This is a genomic window from Sphaerisporangium sp. NPDC049003 (genome assembly GCF_043197795.1).
In the GTDB taxonomy this organism is placed as follows: Bacteria; Actinomycetota; Actinomycetes; order Streptosporangiales; family Streptosporangiaceae; genus Sphaerisporangium.
Genome location: NZ_JBICTU010000046.1, coordinates 1 through 18,196, shown reverse-complemented (window position 1 = coordinate 18,196; position 18,196 = coordinate 1). Strand labels below are relative to the sequence as shown.

Annotated in this window: 18 protein-coding genes; 7 read left to right on the top strand and 11 right to left on the bottom strand. The window is 69.3% G+C overall.

The features are described 5' to 3' along the window. Positions 1-14: 14 nt before the first annotated feature. Entirely contained in the window at positions 15-1,451 is a 1,437-nt protein-coding gene (purF, locus tag ACGFIV_RS33505) for an amidophosphoribosyltransferase (RefSeq protein ID WP_358550460.1), read from the bottom strand. Positions 1,452-1,651: 200 nt separating this feature from the next. Between purF and ACGFIV_RS33500 the strand changes: the two genes are divergently transcribed. After that, on the top strand, positions 1,652-2,275 hold the full coding sequence (locus ACGFIV_RS33500; RefSeq protein ID WP_358550458.1) for a DUF4190 domain-containing protein: 624 nt from the start codon (positions 1,652-1,654) through the stop codon (positions 2,273-2,275). 5 nt (positions 2,276-2,280) lie between these two features. Here ACGFIV_RS33500 and ACGFIV_RS33495 read toward each other — a convergent pair whose 3' ends face one another. Then, positions 2,281-2,766, bottom strand: coding sequence for a sterol carrier family protein (locus ACGFIV_RS33495; protein WP_392839002.1), 486 nt, complete (start codon positions 2,764-2,766; stop codon positions 2,281-2,283). A gap of 86 nt (positions 2,767-2,852) precedes the next feature. On the opposite strand from ACGFIV_RS33495, the gene ACGFIV_RS33490 reads away from it, so the two are divergent. Next, positions 2,853-4,931, top strand: coding sequence for a PhoX family protein (locus ACGFIV_RS33490; protein ID WP_392839000.1), 2,079 nt, complete (start codon positions 2,853-2,855; stop codon positions 4,929-4,931). A 201-nt stretch (positions 4,932-5,132) separates the two neighbouring features. On the opposite strand, the gene ACGFIV_RS33485 is transcribed toward ACGFIV_RS33490, so the two are convergent. Then, positions 5,133-5,333: a DUF397 domain-containing protein gene (locus ACGFIV_RS33485; protein WP_358550452.1), complete on the bottom strand. Its 201-nt coding sequence runs from the start codon at positions 5,331-5,333 to the stop codon at positions 5,133-5,135. Positions 5,334-5,340: 7 nt separating this feature from the next. After that, complete coding sequence (locus tag ACGFIV_RS33480) at positions 5,341-5,967, bottom strand: DUF5753 domain-containing protein (RefSeq protein WP_358550450.1); 627 nt, start codon at positions 5,965-5,967, stop codon at positions 5,341-5,343. Positions 5,968-6,158: 191 nt separating this feature from the next. Between ACGFIV_RS33480 and ACGFIV_RS33475 the strand changes: the two genes are divergently transcribed. Then, a complete protein-coding gene (locus tag ACGFIV_RS33475; protein ID WP_358550448.1) occupies positions 6,159-6,776 on the top strand; it encodes a hypothetical protein in 618 nt (205 codons plus the stop codon). Positions 6,777-6,827: 51 nt separating this feature from the next. Here ACGFIV_RS33475 and ACGFIV_RS33470 read toward each other — a convergent pair whose 3' ends face one another. After that, positions 6,828-6,989, bottom strand: a complete 162-nt coding sequence (locus tag ACGFIV_RS33470) for a hypothetical protein (protein ID WP_358550446.1) — start codon at positions 6,987-6,989, stop codon at positions 6,828-6,830. A gap of 79 nt (positions 6,990-7,068) precedes the next feature. Further along, positions 7,069-7,932, bottom strand: coding sequence for a L,D-transpeptidase (locus ACGFIV_RS33465; protein WP_358550444.1), 864 nt, complete (start codon positions 7,930-7,932; stop codon positions 7,069-7,071). Between the two features lie 76 nt (positions 7,933-8,008). On the opposite strand from ACGFIV_RS33465, the gene ACGFIV_RS33460 reads away from it, so the two are divergent. Continuing rightward, a complete protein-coding gene (locus ACGFIV_RS33460; protein WP_358550442.1) occupies positions 8,009-8,167 on the top strand; it encodes a hypothetical protein in 159 nt (52 codons plus the stop codon). Positions 8,168-8,368: 201 nt separating this feature from the next. On the opposite strand, the gene ACGFIV_RS33455 is transcribed toward ACGFIV_RS33460, so the two are convergent. The 5 genes from ACGFIV_RS33455 to purS form a co-directional block, all read right to left on the bottom strand. Then, positions 8,369-9,853 carry an MFS transporter gene (locus tag ACGFIV_RS33455; protein ID WP_392838996.1) on the bottom strand — a complete coding sequence of 495 codons (1,485 nt, stop codon included), beginning with the start codon at positions 9,851-9,853 and terminating at the stop codon, positions 8,369-8,371. 266 nt (positions 9,854-10,119) lie between these two features. Continuing rightward, the gene (gene purL, locus ACGFIV_RS33450) at positions 10,120-12,375 is read right to left on the bottom strand and encodes a phosphoribosylformylglycinamidine synthase subunit PurL (RefSeq protein ID WP_358550438.1); all 2,256 of its coding nucleotides are present in this window, start codon (positions 12,373-12,375) and stop codon (positions 10,120-10,122) included. Between the two features lie 32 nt (positions 12,376-12,407). Continuing rightward, a complete protein-coding gene (gene purQ / locus ACGFIV_RS33445; protein WP_358550436.1) occupies positions 12,408-13,091 on the bottom strand; it encodes a phosphoribosylformylglycinamidine synthase subunit PurQ in 684 nt (227 codons plus the stop codon). Positions 13,092-13,307: 216 nt separating this feature from the next. After that, on the bottom strand, positions 13,308-13,748 hold the full coding sequence (locus tag ACGFIV_RS33440) for an ATP-binding protein (RefSeq protein ID WP_358550434.1): 441 nt from the start codon (positions 13,746-13,748) through the stop codon (positions 13,308-13,310). Positions 13,749-13,919: 171 nt separating this feature from the next. Further along, positions 13,920-14,168, bottom strand: coding sequence for a phosphoribosylformylglycinamidine synthase subunit PurS (gene purS, locus ACGFIV_RS33435; RefSeq protein ID WP_358550432.1), 249 nt, complete (start codon positions 14,166-14,168; stop codon positions 13,920-13,922). Between the two features lie 314 nt (positions 14,169-14,482). Here purS and pdhA point away from each other — a divergent pair, with 314 nt between their 5' ends. From pdhA to ACGFIV_RS33420, 3 genes are read left to right on the top strand one after another with little or no spacing between them, the layout of a single operon-like run. Beyond that, positions 14,483-15,583: a pyruvate dehydrogenase (acetyl-transferring) E1 component subunit alpha gene (gene pdhA, locus ACGFIV_RS33430; RefSeq protein WP_358550430.1), complete on the top strand. Its 1,101-nt coding sequence runs from the start codon at positions 14,483-14,485 to the stop codon at positions 15,581-15,583. Beyond that, positions 15,580-16,551 carry an alpha-ketoacid dehydrogenase subunit beta gene (locus ACGFIV_RS33425; RefSeq protein WP_358550428.1) on the top strand — a complete coding sequence of 324 codons (972 nt, stop codon included), beginning with the start codon at positions 15,580-15,582 and terminating at the stop codon, positions 16,549-16,551. Before pdhA ends, ACGFIV_RS33425 begins: the two co-directional genes overlap by 4 nt. Positions 16,552-16,559: 8 nt before the next feature. Next, positions 16,560-18,026, top strand: a complete 1,467-nt coding sequence (locus ACGFIV_RS33420; protein WP_358550426.1) for a dihydrolipoamide acetyltransferase family protein — start codon at positions 16,560-16,562, stop codon at positions 18,024-18,026. Positions 18,027-18,196: the final 170 nt, after the last annotated feature.

Genomic DNA, 18,196 nt, shown 5'->3' with positions numbered 1-18,196 from the left:
CTCGCTGCGACAGATCACGCCTTGGCCTCAAGGACGAACTTGCCGACGTTGTCGCTGTCGATCGGGATCGGGTAGCTGCCGTCGAAGCAGGCCCGGCAGAGCCGCTCGGCGGGGATCGTGGTCGACTCGGTCAGGCCCTCCAGGGAGATGAATCCCAGGGAGTCGGCCCCGATGGAGTCGCAGATCTCGTCCACGGTGCGGTGCCCGGCGATCAGCTCGGCCTTGGTGGCGAAGTCGATGCCGTAGAAGCACGGCCAGGACACCGGCGGCGAGGAGATGCGTACGTGGACCTCGACGGCGCCGGCCTCGCGGAGCATCTTGACGATCGCCCGCTGCGTGTTGCCCCGGACGATCGAGTCGTCGACCACCACCAGGCGCTTGCCCGCGATGACCTCCCGCAGGGGGTTCAGCTTGAGCCGGATGCCGAGCTGGCGGATCGTCTGCGACGGCTGGATGAAGGTGCGGCCGACGTAGGAGTTCTTGACCAGGCCCTGGCCGTACGGGATGCCGCTCTCCTCGGCGTATCCGATGGCCGCGGGCGTCCCCGACTCGGGGGTCGGGATCACGAGGTCGGCCTCGACCGGGTGCTCGCGGGCCAGCCTGCGGCCCACTTCGACCCGCGTGGCCTGGACGCCGCGTCCCGCGATGGTGGTGTCGGGGCGGGCGAGGTAGACGTACTCGAACAGGCAGCCCTTGGGCTCGGCCAGGGCGAAACGCCGCGAGCGCACGCCGCGCTCGTCGATCGTGAGCAGCTCGCCCGGCTCGATCTCGCGGACGAACGCGGCGCCCACGATGTCGAGCGCGGCCGTCTCGGAGGCCACCACCCAGCCGCGCTCCAGGCGGCCGAGGACCATCGGGCGGATGCCCTGCGGGTCACGAGCGGCGTACAGGGTCTTCTCGTCCATGAAGACCAGGGAGTAGGCGCCCTTGACCTGCGGGAGGAGGTCGGCGGCGGCGTCCTCGATGGACCTGTCGCGGTCCTGCGCGAGCAGGGAGGTCAGCACCTCGGTGTCGGTGGTCGCCCTGATCGAGCCGGCCGGGAGCCGATCGGCGAGCTCCGGGGTGTTGATCAGGTTGCCGTTGTGGGCGAGAGCGAGGCCGCCCCCCTCGGTGGAGCTGAGGGTCGGCTGGGCGTTCTCCCAGACGCTGGAGCCCGTCGTGGAGTACCGGCAGTGCCCGATGGCGAGGTGGCCACGGAGCGTGCCGAGAACCGATTCGTCGAAGACCTGGGCCACCAGGCCCATGTCCTTGTAGACAAGGATTCGGCTGCCTTCGCTCACCGCGATGCCCGCGGACTCCTGCCCGCGATGCTGCAGCGCGTACAACCCGTAGTAGGTGAGTTTGGAGACGTCCTCGCCCGGTGCCCAAACGCCGAAGACGCCACAGGCGTCCTGCGGCGCTCGGTCACGGGGGTCAAGGTCATGGCCTAGCCTGCCGTCGCCCTTTAGCACGTGCTTCAGTCTAAGTTGGGCGTCTCGCTGCCTGGTAATCCGGGTCCGATCGGGTGAGACGTGGCGTCCGCGGCCGATGCGGTCCCTGACGGTCATGGGGCAAAGATCCCCAGGTTTTTGCCGTGTCGGCTCGGTGCGCAGGGGGATGCCGGGGGAGAGTGATGCTTCAGGCATGCCCATACAGGTCGAAAGAGCGGACCGTGACGACACCTGGCGATCCGAACAACCCTCACCCGTGGGGTGACGACCCTCGGGGCCGTCATGCGTCCAGCCAGCCGCCCTACGGTGAGCCTCCGGGAGGGTACCCGCTGGGTGGACAGCCTCCCCACGGCGGTGAGCCTCCGGGCGGATATCCACCGGGAGGGTACCCGCCGGGTGGGCAGCCCCCGTATGGGCAGCCCCCGTATGGGGAGCCGCCGGGAGGGCAGCCGCCGTACGGCACGCCGCCCTACGGTGGTCCGCCTCCGTACGGGCAGCCACCGCCGGGCGGCTGGCCCGCCGGGGGCCGCCGAGGGGGCGGGCTCGGCACGGCGGCCCTGGTCCTCGGCATCGTCAGCCTGTTCCTGCTGCTCATCTGCGGCGTCGGGGTGCTGACCGCGATCGCCGGCCTGATCGTCGGCATCATGGCCGTGATCAGGAACTCCAACAAGGGCCGCGCGATCGTCGGCATCGTGCTCAGCGCGCTCACGCTGATCCTGGGCATCATCGGTTTCACGTGGTTCGTGAACAACTTCCAGGAGTGCTTCACCCTGCCCACGCAGGCCGAGGCGCAGCAGTGCGTGGAACGGAAGCTCGGTGTGAACGTCCAGACGCCTTCCCCATGATCCGATCAAGAACTGCGCAGGGGGAGGTGCTCGGAGAGGTCCGCGCGGGCGCCGCTGGCGCTGATCTTCCCGGCTTCCATCGCGTCGTCCCAGGTGACGCGGCCGGTGGCGAGCTCCAGCCAGGTGCGGGGATCGGTCTCGACGACGTTGGGCGGCGTGCCGCGGGTGTGCCGGGGACCCGCCACGCACTGCACCGCGGCGTACGGCGGCACGCGCACCTCGACCGTCCGTCCCGGGGCGCTCTCGGCCAGGCGGTCGAGCAGATGGCGTACGGCGAAGCGGGCGAGGTCCCGCTCGGGACGTACCCCTTGCTCGTAGAGTCGGAGCACCACCTGCACGGCGGCGTCGGGGGCCTGCGGCGCCGGGCCGTCGTACGGGTGCTCGCCCAGATCCGCGAGCTGGGAATCCAGCGCGGCACGAACCTTTTCGGCATCAAGCTTGCGAGTGGACACGGGTCCATCCTGCCCGGTGCCTTCCCCGTAACCATTCATCTGGCAGGCAGACGCGGTTCACCTGGTGTTGTCGTCGCGCCCATACGGTCCCGGCAACGCACATCTCGCACCACCTTGGAGGACCTGTGGCGAACCCGTCGCCCCGCAGGATGCTCACGTTGCTCTCCACGCCCCGTGGGGGTGGCCGTGACGCCATGACATGCCAGTTCCGCTGTGGCAACGCCTGCGCGCATGAAGTCTCCAACACCAGCGACAACCCCTACTTCAACGACCTGCTGACGAGCACGCTCTCGCGACGCGGCGCGATCCGGGCGGGGGCACTCGGGACGCTGGTGGCGACCGTGGGCGTCGCGGGCGCGACGGCGGCCGTCCCCGCCGCCGCGGACCCGCGTGTGGAGGCCTTCGGGCATGGCGGCGGCCCCAAGGGCGGCCTGCGGTTCGCCTCCGTCGCGCCGAACTCCGAGGACGCGCTGACCGTCGCGGACGGGTACATTTCGGCGGTCGTGGTCCGCTGGGGCGACCCGGTGCTTCCCGACGCCCCCGCGTTCGACTTCGACAACCAGACGGCGGAGGCGCAGGCCAAGCAGTTCGGCTACAACTGCGACTACGTGACCTTCTTCCCGCTGGGGTCCGACCGCGGCCTGCTGTGGGTGAACCACGAGTACACCGACGAGAACCTCATGTTCCGCGGCTGGACCAGCGGTGACAACGTCCCGCTGGAGCAGATCAAGATCGGCCTCGCGGCGCACGGCGGATCCGTCGTGGAGATCGAGCGGGCAGGCCGTACCGGTCAGTGGAAGCTCGTGACGCGTGGGCGCCGCAGGTACAACCGGCGGATCACCGCGCAGACCCGGATGCGCTTCTCCGGTCCGGCGGCGGGCTCGGCCCTGCTGAAGACCGCGGCCGACCCCCGCGGCACCACCGTGTACGGCACGCTCAACAACTGCTCGGGCGGCACCACGCCCTGGAACACGGTCCTGACCGGCGAGGAGAACTGGAACCAGTACTTCGTCGGCGGCAACGGGGTGCCGGAGGCGCAGAAGACCTACCTCACCCGGTACGGCGTGAACACGACCACGGCCATCCCCAGCGGAAACCGGCGTTTCGACCGGGTCGAGGAGCGCTTCGACCTGGCCAGGCACCCGCAGGAGGTCAACCGCTTCGGCTGGGTCGTCGAGATCGACCCGTTCGACCCCGAGGGCACGCCGATCAAGCGCACCGCCCTCGGCCGGTTCGCGCACGAGGCCGCCACCACCTCGCTCACCCGGGACGGGCGCGTCGCGGTCTACATGGGCGACGACGGCCGGTTCGAGTACATCTACAAGTTCGTCTCCAAGGACCGCTACATCAGGGGCTTCGACCGGCACAACCGCGAGCTGCTCGACGAGGGCACGCTGTACGTGGCGAAGTTCACCGGTGACAGCCCGGCGGCCGAGATCGACGGCACGGGCAAGCTCCCGGCCGACGGCGCGTTCGACGGTTCCGGCAAGTGGATCCCTCTGGTCAGCGGCAAGCGGTCCTTCGTCGAGGGCATGACCGCCGAGGAGGTTCTGGTCTACACCCGAGTGGCGGCTGACAAGGCCGGCGCGACGAAGATGGACCGCCCGGAGGACATCGAGCGCAACCCGGTCAACGGCGCCATCTACGCCGCGCTGACCAACAACACCAACCGGGTCGCCGCCCAGGTGGACGAGGCCAACCCCCGGATCTCCAACAAGCACGGCCACATCCTGGAGATCGTCGAGGAGAGGAACGACGCGGGAGCCACGTCGTTCAAGTGGGCGCTCCCGCTCGTCTGCGGAGACCCCGCCGACCCCTCGACCTACTTCGGCGGGTACGACAAGACCAAGGTGTCGCCGATCTCCTGCCCGGACAACGTCACCTTCGACGCCGAGGGCAACCTGTGGATCGCCACGGACGGGAACGCGCTGGGCAAGAACGACGGCCTGTTCGCGATGCCGCTGGCCGGGCCCGAGCGCGGCCACGTGCGGCAGTTCCTGACGGTGCCCTACGGCGCCGAGACCTGCGGGCCCCTCGTCACCGAGGACCAGCTCAGCGTCTTCGTCGCCATCCAGCACCCCGGCGAGATCACCGGCGCCACGCCGGACAACCCCGCGAGCCACTGGCCCGACGGCGGCACCAGCCAGCCCCGCCCCTCAGTAGCCGTCGCCTGGCACAGACAGGGCAAGAAGATCGGCTCCTGACCGAACGCCCCCGACCGGATCCACGGCCTCCCAGGGCCGTGGATCCCGGCCGGCTCTGCGAGTGGATCCCGGCCGGCTCGGTGAATGGATCCTGGTCGGCTCGGTGAATGGGCCTCGCCTCCGCGCGCTGGGCGCGCTCCGGCTCGGGCTGTGTTTCCCAGGGGGCTCCGCCCCGTCGACCCCCTCCGCCCTCGACCTTGGCTAAAGATCGAAGTCGCGTCCTTTGACGCCGCAGACGAAGGCGTGCCACTCCGGTCGCGGGAAGATCAGCTTCGGGCCGTGAGAATTCTTGGAGTCCCGTACTGCGATGACGCGAGCCAGGTTAGTCGCGACCTCGACGCATTCATCGCCGTTGCCCTGACTTAGGGAGCTTTTCCGCCACTCTGCATGGGATAGGTCCATGATCGCCTCACAGCTCGTTGAGCATGGTGGACAGGTGCGCGACCGATGCGTCGATACTCAGCGCGGAAGCGCATACATGCTGAAATAGCAGCGTATATCGACTGACTTGGTGGGTCTCCTCTAGATACAGGTCATCGGTGGCCGTCTCCAGATAGATGACGCTCCGGTCGGTAGGGTCCGGAAATTCGAGGATCACGAACGGACCGGCCAGGCCTGCATGCGGACCTGCCGACACCGGCAATACCTGCACCTTTACATGTTCCAGAGGGGTGGTTTCGACCAGTTTCTTGAGTTGCCCCTCTCGTACCTCGGGAGTGAGCCGCAGTAGTGCCGCCTCGTCAATGACTGCCCACAGGCGAGGCGGATCACTCCGCAGGAGAATCTGCTGGCGTGCCAACCGGGCTTCCACTCGCCGGTCGATCTCGACAGGATCCCTGACCATGGCCGCTCGGCAGATGGCCGCCGTGTACTCGGCCGTCTGGAGTAGGCCCGGTATAACGAGTGGCTGGAAGGTCTGGATTGAGGAGGCCTCGGCTTCGAGTCCCACGTAGGAGCCGGGCAGAACATCTTTGTACGCGCTCCACCAGCCCCGTTTACGCGCGTCGCGGGCAAGCGCCACCATGGCTTCGACCAATGCCGCATCTGTGACGCCACACAGGGCACACAACGGGTGGCACTCCACATGGTCAGCCTGGAGGGGTCCTGAGTGGTGGGGGCGGCGGTGCTCTTCTTCGGCGGGGCTAGGGGTCAGGATGGCCTGAGGGCGACGAGGCGGTGCAAGTGAGATCGCAGACATGTTCAAGTGGGGACAAGTAGCTTCGCGGCATGAGAAAACGATCTTCTGTGCTCGCCGTCCTGGCTTCCGCCGCCGTACTCGCCGCTCCCGCAGCAGCCTCGGCCGCGTCGGGGGTTTCGGCGGCGGGGGTGTCCTCCGGCTCGTCGGCCTCGGCGACCAAGACCTTCTCCTTCCGGGGTATGAACCTGAAGATCCCCGCCTACTGGAACGTGTACCGCAACGGGGACCGCGTCGTGGTGGTGACCGGAAAGTGCAAGAGGCCGGAGCCCTTCGCTCCGGGGTGCCAGTCGTTCTGGGTGTTCGGCCCGAAGGCGATCACCAACGTCCCGGTCGGGGGCGGTTACCTCACCTACACGGGCAAGGAGCAGTTCTATCCCTTCAGCGGCGTGGTGTCCTGCCCGTTCAACGCCAAGACCAGTTGGTTCCCCGGTGACAGGGCCACATCGACAGGTCTGCGCCAGGTCGGGCCCGGCCACAAGGCGAAGTACACCGCCTGGCCCAATCAGTGCGTGACCAACAACAGTGGCCGGCAGACGGCGAGCTTCACCCAGCGGGAGTGGTTCCTGCCGACGTCGAAGATCCTGGTGGTGGACGTCTGGAACACCCCGGGGCTCTCGAACGTGCTCAATCGCGCCACCTGGAGCTGACCGTCAGCCGCGTGCCGGACCAGAGCGTCCGGCACGCGGCTGGTACGGCCGTCAAGCGCCGGCCGGGCGTCGGAACAGGGCGGTCAGGAGGAAGGGGACGCCGAAGAGCGGCGCGTCGGGCGGGTGTTCTTCCATGCGGCGCACCTCGACCTCGGCGAGGTCGGAGAAGATCCAGCGCAGCGCGTCGGGTGTGAAGGCCAGGCCGCCCGGCAAGACGTGGTCCGGGCCCGTGCCGCTGCGGCGGACGGGCCCGGTTGGCGTTCGGTGCCGGGGGCGATGGCAGTCCGGTAGGTCAGCTCTGGAGGGGGTCCTCGGCGGGAGGTGTGGTGGGAGGCGTCGTGGGGAGGGCGCTGCCCTTCTTCCACTGGGTCCAGTTGAGCTGCCAGAAGCTCCAGCCGTTGCGCCAGTCCAGCTTTCGCTTGGTGCCGGTGATCTGGACGACGTCGCCGCGCTGGGCGATGCCGTAGAACCACTTGGCGCCGGCGGGGGTGGCCCGCACGCAGCCGTGGCTCTGGTTGGACTTGCCGAGGAACTGGTAGTCGCCCGCGCTCTGGTGGACGTACTCGCCGCTGTCGGAGATGCGCACCGCCCAGGGGATCTCCAGCTTGTAGTACAGCGGGTCCTTGGGGTCGGTGATCCCGAGCCACCCTGAGGTCATGGTCTCGACCTCCTTCTTGCCCATGGCGAGGTGGATGCCGCTGGTGGTGAGGTAGACGTCCACGCCGTTCTTGACCAGGCCGCCGCGCCCCGCGCTGATCGGGATGGACTTGACGAGCCTGCCGTCGCGGCGGACCTTCATCACGTGCTTCCTGGTGTCCACCACGGCGATGTTCGACGCGCCGATCGCGAAGCGGCGGCTGACGTCCTTGGCGTCCTCGTTGCCGGGGATCTGGCTCAGGCGGCCGGTGAAGGTGACCTTCTGGTGCGGCTGCCAGTAGGTCTTGGTGCGGTAGACCACCTTCCGGTCGGAGACCCAGCGCCAGGCGCCGTCGACCGGCTTCTCTGCCTGGACCTGGAGCACGGCCTCGGCCGCCGCCCGGTTGGGGACCGCACTGGCGAAGGTGACGATGATCGGCGACCCGACGCCGATGGTCTCGCTCTTCTCGCCCATCGGGGTGATGTCGGCGATGCGGAGCGGTGCCTTCGCCGCCTTCACACCGACGACCTTCGCCCCTACGCTGGCGGCCCTGGCCGATGAGGGAGTCTCGCCGGCTGCCGGGGGAGCCTTCGCCGTGGTCCTGGCCGACGGTAAGACCTGCTCCGAGGCTTGGCCGGTCGCGGACCCCGCCGCCCGGATGGGTTCGGACGAGCATGCGGTCATGGTGGCGACGGCGAGGAAGGCCAGCGAAAAGCCGGCCGTCCGCTTGAGGGGGTTCACGGTCTACTCCTGATATACGCGCTTCGCGCCGGGTTTTGCCCCGGCGCGTTCTCTATGTCAGACAGCTGAGCAGCGCGATAAGTGCAGACTCATGCCATAACGATGCAATAACGACGTTCGTTGCGATTGTTGTGGACGGGGTTCAGGAAACGGGCTCGGGAACCCTGGGGTCTCCATCGACGCGATGCCCCCGTGGCCGGGCCCCGGCGGGAAGCTAGCGAAGCTCGCGCGCGCGGCGGGGGCGGGCGCAGGCGGCGGTGACGGCGCCCGCGAGTGCGACCGTCGCGAGCACGAGGTACGTCCGCTGGAAGCCCGACATGAGCTGCTCGACGGCCACGGGCGAGAGCCGCGAGAGCGTGCCGGCGTAAACCAGACCGCGCAGCGCGGGCGAGAGCGCGCTGGTCAGGACGCTGAGGGTCGTCGCGACGCTCAGCACGATCCCGACGTTCATGATCATGAGCCGGAAGCCGTTCATCACGCCGAGGCTCCCCGGCGGGAGCGCGCTCATGACCTGCGTCGTGTTGCCCGTGAGGAACGCGCCGTTGCCGCACCCCGCGAGGAACAGTCCCACCCCGATGACCCAGTACGGCGTGGTCGTGCCGATCGACAGCAACAGGCACAGCAGGCCACTGAAGTTGAGCAGGCAGCCGCCGACCGATAGGGCGTACGGGGGGATCCGGCGGCCGAGGGCGCCCGCGACCGGCGAGGCGAGCGCCATCCCGATGGGCACGGGCAGCACGCCGAGCGCCGCCGTGAAGGCGTCGAGGCCGCGCGCGGCCTGGAAGTACAGCGCGACCAGCAGGACCAGCGCCGACCGCGACAGGGCGGTGCAGAAGGACGCCAGGTTGGCGAACGCCAGCATGCGCTCGCCGAAGAGCCGCAGGTCCAGCACCGGATGGGAGGCCCGCCGCTCGACGACGACGAGCACCGGGATCAGGATCAGGAAGATCAGCCCTCCGGTGACCACGACCGGGCTGGACAGGCCGCGTGAACCCGCCTCAGAAAGGGCGATGAGCACGGCCGAGAGCGCGGCGAACACGATGAGGTTGCCCGCCGCGTCGACGGGCGTGCGCGGCCCGGCCTGAACCCGGCGCAGCGTCGCCCATCCCCAGACGAGCCCGATCACCCCCGCGGGGACGTTCACCCAGAAGACCCACTGCCAGCCCGCCGCCTCGGCGATGAGGCCGCCGAGGGTCGGCCCGGCGAGCTGCGCGACAGAAAGCGTCCCGATGTACACGCCCATGCCCTGGCTGAGGCGATCCGGCGGGAACGCGTCGGTGATGATGACGGTGCCGTTGGCCAGGATCATCGCCGCCCCCAGCGCCTGGAGCGCCCGCATGGCGATCAGGAAGCCGACTCCGGGGGACATCCCCGCCAGTAGCGAGCACACGGTGAAGATCGCGAATCCGACCAGGTAGACCTCACGCCGTCCCAGCAGATCGGCCACCCGCCCGAAGAACACCAGCGTGGCCGTGTTGATCAGCAGGTACGACAGCAGGATCCAGGAGGCCGCGAACGCGTCGGCATGGAAGTGCCGGACCACCGCCGGTAACGCCACGTTCAGCGTGCTCGCGTTGATGCCGATGAGGACGAGTCCGAGGCTGGTCACCGAGCAGACGCGCCAGGCGTAGCGGAGCTTCTTCGCGTATTCGGGGGTGCCGGGCAGGACGACGGCGGTCTCGTGGGGGAGGGCGACCATGCCCCCAGTCTGACGTACGGCGTACGTCCATTTTGTACCACCATCGATTACGTACTCGGCCATAGGGGGACACGCCCACACGAACCGAGAGGCTGCCCAAGTGGCAGTGCAGTCGACGTCAAATTACCGAATGACCGAAATATCCGTTATTTTGTCGATGCCTGGCCCTATAAGCCCTATTACTGGGTGGCCGGTTCAGGCCACAGAGGCGGTGGATCTGTGGGGGGATCCACCGCCTTAGCGATATCACTCGGAAGCGGTACGGGTCAGGAGCCGAAGGTGAGGGGCAGCGTCGCCTGGTGGGTGGCGCGGAGCTCGTCCACCGGGACCTCCAGGACGTCCTCGACCCGCAGCGTCGAGCCCCCGGTCGTGCCGAGGCCGTAGCAGGGCACCTCGTGCCGCGCGCACAGCTCGGCGAAGGCGTCGAAGCACTCCGGCCGTACGGTGACCAGGGCCCGGGCCGCCGACTCGCTGAACAGGCCGACGAACGGGTCCACGCCGGGCAGTTGCACCGTGGCGCCCACGCCCTGGGCCAGGGTGGCCTCGGCGAGGGCGATGGCGAGCCCGCCGTCGGACACGTCGTGGGAGCCCTCGACCAGGCCGCGCTCGGCGGCCTCCACCAGGACGGTGGCCAGGGAGCGCTCGGCCGGCAGGTCAGCGTGCGGGGGCAGGCCGCCCAGGTGGCCGTGGACGACGTGCGCCCACTCTGAGCCGCCGAACTCCTCGCCGGTGTCGCCGAGCAGGATCACCTTGAGGCCGGGCGCCGTGAAACCGTGCCGCACGCGCTTGCGGACGTCGTCGAGCACGCCGAGCACGCCGACGACCGGGGTCGGGTGGATCGGCGTCGACCCTGTCTGGTTGTAGAACGACACGTTGCCGCCGGTGACCGGCACGCCGAGGGTCTTGCAGGCGTCCGCGAGGCCGCGCACGGCCTCGGAGAACTGCCACATGACCTCCGGGTCCTCCGGGGAGCCGAAGTTGAGGCAGTTCGTCACGGCCAGCGGGCGCGCCCCGGTGACGGCCACGTTGCGGTAGGCCTCCGCTAGGGCGAGCTGCGCCCCCGCGTAGGGGTCGAGCCTGGCGTAGCGGCCGTTGCCGTCGGTGGCCAGGGCGATGCCGCGGTCGGTCTCCTCGGCGCCGGGCATCACCTCGCCGATGCGCAGCACCCCGGCGTCGGCCGGCATCGCGAGCACGGTGTTGCCCCGGACGTAGCGGTCGTACTGGGAGGTGACCCACTCCTTGGAGGCGAGGTTCGACGAGGCGAGCAACTCCAGCAGGGTCGCGCGCAGGTCGGCGGGACGCGGGAGCCGTACGGGATCGTCGGCGTTCAGCGCGGCCTGGCCCGCGGGCTCGTGCAGAGGACGCTCGTAGACCGGGCCGTCGTCGGCCGCGGTGCCCGGCGGGATGTCGACGATGACCTCGTCGCGCCAGGTCATCACCAGCCGCCCGGTGTCGGTGACCTCGCCGATCACCGTGGCCGGGACGTCCCACCGGGAGCAGATCGCCATGAAGGCGTCGATGTCCTCGGGGGTGACGACGGCCATCATGCGCTCCTGCGACTCGCTCATGAGGATCTCCTCGGGGAGGAGCGAGGGGTCGCGGAGCGGGACGAGGCCGAGGTCGACGCGCATGCCGCCCGTACCCTTGGCCGCCAGCTCGGTCGTCGCGCAGGACACCCCGGCCGCGCCGAGGTCCTGGATGCCGACGACCACGTCGGCCTCGAAGAGCTCCAGGCAGCACTCGATGAGGAGTTTCTCCATGAACGGGTCGCCCACCTGTACGGCGGGACGCTTGGCGTGCGACTCGTCCTCGAATGTCGCGGAGGCGAGCACGGAGGCGCCGCCGATGCCGTCGGGGCCGGTGCGCGCGCCGAACAGCACGACCTTGTTCCCCGGGCCCGGCGCGGTGGCGAGCTTGATCTGGTCCTTGCGCAGGAGCCCGACGCACAGCGCGTTGACGAGCGGGTTGCCGATGTAGCAGGGGTCGAACACCAGCTCGCCGCCGATGTTGGGCAGGCCGAGGCAGTTGCCGTACTTGCTGATGCCCTCGACGACGCCGGGGAGCACCCGCCGCGTGTCGGGAGCGTCCAGGGCGCCGAAGCGGAGGGCGTCCATCACCGCGACCGGACGGGCGCCCATCGACATGATGTCGCGGACGATGCCGCCGACGCCGGTGGCCGCGCCCTGGTGGGGCTCGACGTACGACGGGTGGTTGTGCGACTCGATCTTGAACGTGGCCGCCCAGCCGTCGCCGATGTCGACGACCCCGGCGTTCTCGCCCATGCCGACCAGCAGGGCTTCGGACTTGGGGGCCTTGGTACCGAACTGGCGCAGATGCACCTTGGAGGACTTGTACGAGCAGTGCTCGCTCCACATGACCGAGTAGATGGCGAGCTCGGACGACGTGGGCCTGCGGCCCAGGATCGAGCGCACCCGCTCGTACTCGTCGGCCTTCATGCCCAGCTCGGCGTACGGCTGGGGCTCGTCCGGCGTCTCGGCGGCTCGCTTGACTGAGTCGGTCATCTGCTCTCCTCGCGCCCTGCCCACTGCTTCTGTCACAGGTTCACGAACCTCTTCAGGATGGAGGTGAAGAAACCACGGCCGTCCACGCTGGGGGCGCCGGTCAGGTCCTCGACGGCGTGCTCGGGGTGGGGCATGAGGCCGACGACGTTGCCGGCCTCGTTGCTGATGCCCGCGATGTCGTTGATCGAGCCGTTCGGGTTGCCGCCGACGTACCGGAAGACGATCTGGCCGCCGCTCTCCAGCGCGTCGATCGTCGCCCCGTCGGCCACGTAACGGCCCTCGCCGTGCTTCACCGGCAGCAGGAGCTCCTGGCCGGTGGTGTAGTCACCGGTCCAGGCCGTGGCGGCGTTCTCGACGAGGACGCGCTGGTCGCGGCAGACGTAGTGAAGACCCTGGTTGCGGGTCAGCGCGCCCGGCAGCAGGTGGGCCTCGCACAGGATCTGGAAGCCGTTGCAGGTGCCGAGCACGGGAAGCCCGGCACGCGCCGCCGGGATCAGCTCCTCCATCAGCGGCGCGAAGCGGGAGATGGCCCCGCACCTGAGGTAGTCGCCGTAGGAGAACCCGCCGGGCAGGAAGACCGCGTCGACCGCCTTGAGGTCGCGGTCGGCGTGCCAGAGTGGAACCGCTTCTCCACCCGCGTGCCTGACGGCCCTGGCAGCATCCTGATCGTCAAGAGTTCCGGGAAAAGTGACCACGCCCACACGGGCAGCACCCATGGCTCTCGTATCCCTCCACACGCGAGAGCCGCGCCGACGTCTCACTCATCGGACGGCGGTCTGCGGCGGTACACCTCAGGCTACCTGCTGGCCGGGCGCGGCCGGGCCTGCGGGCCCCAGGGGCGGGCGCGGGTTGCGGACCGTCAGGAGGGGCGGTTTTCGGTCCGGGACCTGGTGTGGTGGAGGGGAAGCCGGTGACGGGCGAAGCGCCGCAGGTCAGACGGCGGCGAGGACGCGGTCGTGGTGGGCGAGGAACTCCTCGTCCCAGTCGAGCTCCTTGCGGAGGAAGACGGTGGTGCCGCTGCCGGGGGTGATGTCGAAGGAGATCTCGTCGACGACCGACTGCATGATCAGGATGCCGCGCCCGTGCTCGGCGTCGCCTGCCGGGTACTGCTTGGGGATCGCCCCGAGCCCGAGGCCGCCGTCGACGACCCGCAGCTCACAGCGGCCTTCGCCGATGGCCGCCATCACCTCGTAGCGCTTGGAGGGGCCGCCGTGCCGCACGGCGTTCGCGCAGGCTTCGGAGGTGGCGAGGAGCATGTCGGATACGCAGTCCTCGGTGACGCCGATGCAGCGCAGGGTGTCCCCCAGCACTCGGCGGACCATCGGGATGCCCAGCGCATCCCGTGGCAAGGCCAACGAGAACTCAATATCCACCGGACCCCTCCGTGGTGCCGAAAGTCACGATGGGGAGGTTTCCCGAAAGAATCAGGGCTAACCGCAAAATCACGCTGTTGTTATTTAGTGTTGGTCAGACGCTTGCTTTCTGGTCCGACCCAAGATCACTTTGCGGTGATTTACGTAGTCTTGGCCGCGCCGGTACGCGCCCTACGAGCCCTCGACGCGGACAGAATAATCCTCGATCACCGTGTTGGCCAAGAGGGTTTCGGCCATCTTGCGGACGTCCGCGAGCGCGGCATCGTCGGCGGGACCGTCGATCTCGACCTCGAACCTCTTGCCCTGCCGCACCTCGGTGACGCCCGAGAAGCCGAGCCGGGGGAGCGCCCGGGCGATCGCCTGCCCCTGCGGATCAAGGATCTCCGGCTTGAGCGTGACGTCGACGATGACGCGTGCCACGTGTTCCTCCACTGTTCGTGCCACCGGTCGCCCGACCGGCCTGGTCCGGCGGGACCAGCCTAACGGTGGCGCCCGGTCCCGTGGTCCCCGGCCCGCTCGGCGGGCCCCGCCTTCCGGATGGGTGTGCGGTGAGACGCATCGGGAACGGGAGAAGTGTGGACAACAGGGTGTTCGGCCTTGCGCACTGGCCTGTGACTTCTGCCACGATGTCCCCAAACGCGGACGTATCACCACCATCAGGTACGAATGCGTGTAACCGGCCGAACGTAGATGGCGATCCCATCAGCACGGCCCCGAACGCACAGGAGCGGCACGTGACAACCGACGCCTCTCATGGTGCCGAGGCACCTCCGGAGCTCGTACAGCTGCTGACCCCCGAGGGTGAGCGCGTGGAGCATCCCGCCTATGACATCGACCTCACCCCGGAAGAGGTGCGCGGGCTCTACCGCGACCTGGTCCTGGTGCGGAGGGTCGACATGGAGGCCGTTGCCCTCCAGAGGCAGGGCGAACTCGGCATCTGGGCATCCCTGCTTGGGCAGGAGGCCGCCCAGATCGGATCAGGGCGCGCCCTGACCGACGCGGACATGGCTTTCCCGACCTACCGTGAGCACGGCGTGGCCTGGTGCCGCGACGTCGACCCGGTCAACCTCCTCGGTCTCTTCCGCGGCGTCAACCACGGAGGCTGGGACCCCGCGGAGCACAACTTCCACCTCTACACGATCGTCATCGGCAGCCAGACCCTGCATGCCGTGGGCTACGCGATGGGCGTCCAGCGCGACGGTGCCGACGCCGCGACGATCGTCTACTTCGGCGACGGGGCGACCTCCCAGGGCGACGTCAACGAGGCCTTCATCTGGGCCTCGGTCTTCAACGCGCCCGTGGTGTTCTTCTGTCAGAACAACCAGTGGGCCATCTCCGAGCCCCTGGAGAAGCAGTCGAGGATCCCCCTCTACCGGCGTGCCAGCGGGTTCGGCTTCCCCGGCATCCGCGTGGACGGCAACGACGTCTTCGCCTGCCTCGCCGTGACCCGACAGGCGCTCAAGAACGCCCGCGAGGGGCAGGGCCCGACGCTGATCGAGGCGTTCACCTACCGCATGGGCGCGCACACCACCTCCGACGACCCGACGCGCTACCGCGTGGCCGGCGAGTTGGAGGCGTGGAAGCTCAAGGACCCGATCGAGCGCGTCAAGGCGTACATGTTCAAGAACCAGATCGCCGACCAGGAGTTCTTCGACGCCATCGAGGTCGAGGCCGACGACCTGGGCAGGGATGTGCGCAAACGCTGCCTGGAGCTGCCGGATCCCCATCCCCTGGAGATCTTCGACCACGTGTACACCGAGCCCCACGCCCTGCTCGCCGAGGAGCGGGAGCAGTACGCCGCCTACCTCGCGAGCTTCGAGGGAGGCGACCGATGACCACGCTGACCCTCGCCAAGGCCATCAACGAGGGCCTGCGGACCGCAATGGAGGACGACTCCAAGGTCCTCATCATGGGAGAGGACGTCGGCAAGCTCGGCGGGGTCTTCCGCGTCACCGACGGGCTGCAGAAGGACTTCGGCGAGAGCCGCGTCATCGACACCCCGCTCGCCGAGTCCGGCATCATCGGCACCGCCATCGGGCTGGCCCTGCGCGGGTACCGCCCGGTCTGTGAGATCCAGTTCGACGGGTTCGTGTTCCCCGCCGTCGATCAGATCATCACTCAGCTCGCCAAGATGCCGCTGCGCTCGCTCGGCAAGCTCAGGCTTCCCGTCGTGGTGCGCATCCCCTTCGGCGGCGGCATCGGAGCGGTCGAGCACCACAGCGAGTCCCCCGAGGCGTACTTCACCCACACCTCCGGCCTGCGCGTGGTCGCCTGCTCGAACCCGGTGGACGGCTTCCACATGATCCAGCAGGCGATCCGCTGCGACGACCCGGTGATCTTCTTCGAGCCCAAGCGACGCTATTGGGAGAAGGCCGAGGTCGAGAAGGGCGCCACCCCGATGCCCTTCGACCGTGGCCAGGTCGTCCGCCCGGGTACCGACGTGACCGTGCTCGCGTACGGCCCGATGGTGAAGACCTGCCTGGAGGCCGCGGCGGCCGTGGGCGACGAGCGTTCGATCGAGGTCGTCGACCTGCGTTCGCTCAACCCCCTGGACACCGAGCTGATCTACCAGTCGGTCAGGAGAACCGGCCGGTGCGTGATCGCCCACGAGGCCCCCGTCTACTCAGGGCTCGGCGCCGAGATCGCCGCCAGGATCACCGAGGCGTGCTTCTACAACCTGGAGGCGCCGGTGCTCCGGGTCGGCGGCTTCTCCACCCCGTATCCCCCGTCCCGGCTTGAGGACCACTACCTGCCCGATCTGGACAGGGTCCTGGACGCCGTCGACCGTACGTTCGCCTTCTAGGAGGGGCTGTGCTTCGAGAGTTCAAGCTCCCCGACGTCGGTGAAGGGCTGACCGAGGCCGAGATCATCAAGTGGCACGTCTCGGCCGGCGACAACGTGGTGATCAACCAGACGATCGTCGAGATCGAGACCGCCAAGGCCGTCGTCGAGCTTCCCTGCCCCTTCGAGGGCGTGGTCAGCTCGCTCATGGCCGACGAGGGCGAGACGGTCGACGTCGGCAAGCCGATCATCTCCGTGGACACCGGCGAGGACGACGCCTCGGCCGCCACAGGCGGAGGCGCGCCCGCGACCAGGGCGTCGGCGCTCGCCGACGACATGGTCCCCTCGCCTCCCCCGGAGGGCGCCGAGACCGTCGGGGCGAAGAAGCCCGAGCGCACGCCGGTGCTGGTGGGATACGGCGTCAAGCTGAGCTCCACCACCCGCCGTCCCCGCAAGAGCCCGGCCCCGGCCGCCGCGTCCCCGTCCACCGGTACGGCCGCCGCGCCGTCCTCCTCCGGTACGGCCGCCGCCGTCGTACCCTCGCCATCGGGTACGGCTCCCGCCGTCGCGCCCTCCCCGCCCGCCGTCGCCCCGGCGCCGGGCGGCCGGGTGTCCGTGCTGGCCAAGCCGCCGGTACGGAAGCTGGCGAAGGACCTCGGCGTCGACCTCGGCGGGCTCACCGGGACCGGGCCGAACGGCTCGATCACGCGTGAGGACGTACACGCCGCCGCCGAGATGGCGACCGGTGCGGCCGAGCCCACGATCACTCCTTCGCCGGGGTACGCCGGGCTCGCCGGAGCCGAGCGGGAAGAGCGCATCCTGGTCAAGGGGGTGCGCAAGGCCACGGCGTCCGCCATGGTCGCCTCCGCCTTCACCGCGCCGCACGTGACCGAGTTCCTCCAGGTCGACGTAACCGAGACGATGGAGGCGGTACGGCGGCTCCGCGGGCTGCCCGACTTCGCCGAGGTCAAGGTGTCGCCGCTGCTGCTGGTGGCCAAGGCGCTGCTCACGGCCGCCCGGCGGTACCCGCTGATCAACTCCACGTGGGCCGGCGATGAGATCGTGGTCAAGCGTTACGTGAACCTCGGCATCGCCGCGGCCACGCAGCGCGGTCTCATCGTGCCGAACATCAAGGAGGCGCAGGCGCTGTCGCTGCCCGACCTCGCCAGGGCGCTGGCCGAGCTGACCGAGAAGGCGCGGTCCGGGCGGTCCCAGCCCGCCGACCTGACCGGAGGCACGATCACGATCACCAACGTGGGCGTGTTCGGGATCGACGCGGGCACCCCGATCCTCAACCCGGGTGAGACGGCGATCCTCGCGTTCGGCCAGATCCGCGACCTCCCGTGGGTCGTGGACGGCCAGATCGTCCCGCGCAAGGTGACCACGCTGGCGCTGTCGTTCGACCACAGGGTCGTGGACGGAGAGATCGGCTCGTACGTGCTGCGGGACGTGGGCGCGATGCTCCAGGACCCGCTGCGCATGCTCGCCTGGAGCTGACACGCGGGAGATCTTCGTGTCACCGTCGTAGTACCCGTGGCGGGGGGGGGGGCGGGGCCCGCCCCCCCCCCCCCCCGGGGGGGGCCCCCCCCCCCCCCCCCCCCCCCGGTGACAGGCCCGAACCAGGGGCCAACCAAAAACCCGCCACGGGGGTGCAACTAGTCGCGCCC

Coding starts and splice junctions, on each gene's coding strand:
- ACGFIV_RS33495 (WP_392839002.1), bottom strand. CDS start 2,766: ATGAATGGTTACGGGGAAGGCACCGGGCAGGATGGACCCGTGTCCACT.
- ACGFIV_RS33485 (WP_358550452.1), bottom strand. CDS start 5,333: ATGGACCTATCCCATGCAGAGTGGCGGAAAAGCTCCCTAAGTCAGGGC.
- ACGFIV_RS33475 (WP_358550448.1), top strand. CDS start 6,159: ATGAGAAAACGATCTTCTGTGCTCGCCGTCCTGGCTTCCGCCGCCGTA.
- ACGFIV_RS33455 (WP_392838996.1), bottom strand. CDS start 9,853: ATGGTCGCCCTCCCCCACGAGACCGCCGTCGTCCTGCCCGGCACCCCC.
- purL (WP_358550438.1), bottom strand. CDS start 12,375: ATGACCGACTCAGTCAAGCGAGCCGCCGAGACGCCGGACGAGCCCCAG.
- purQ (WP_358550436.1), bottom strand. CDS start 13,091: ATGGGTGCTGCCCGTGTGGGCGTGGTCACTTTTCCCGGAACTCTTGAC.
- ACGFIV_RS33425 (WP_358550428.1), top strand. CDS start 15,580: ATGACCACGCTGACCCTCGCCAAGGCCATCAACGAGGGCCTGCGGACC.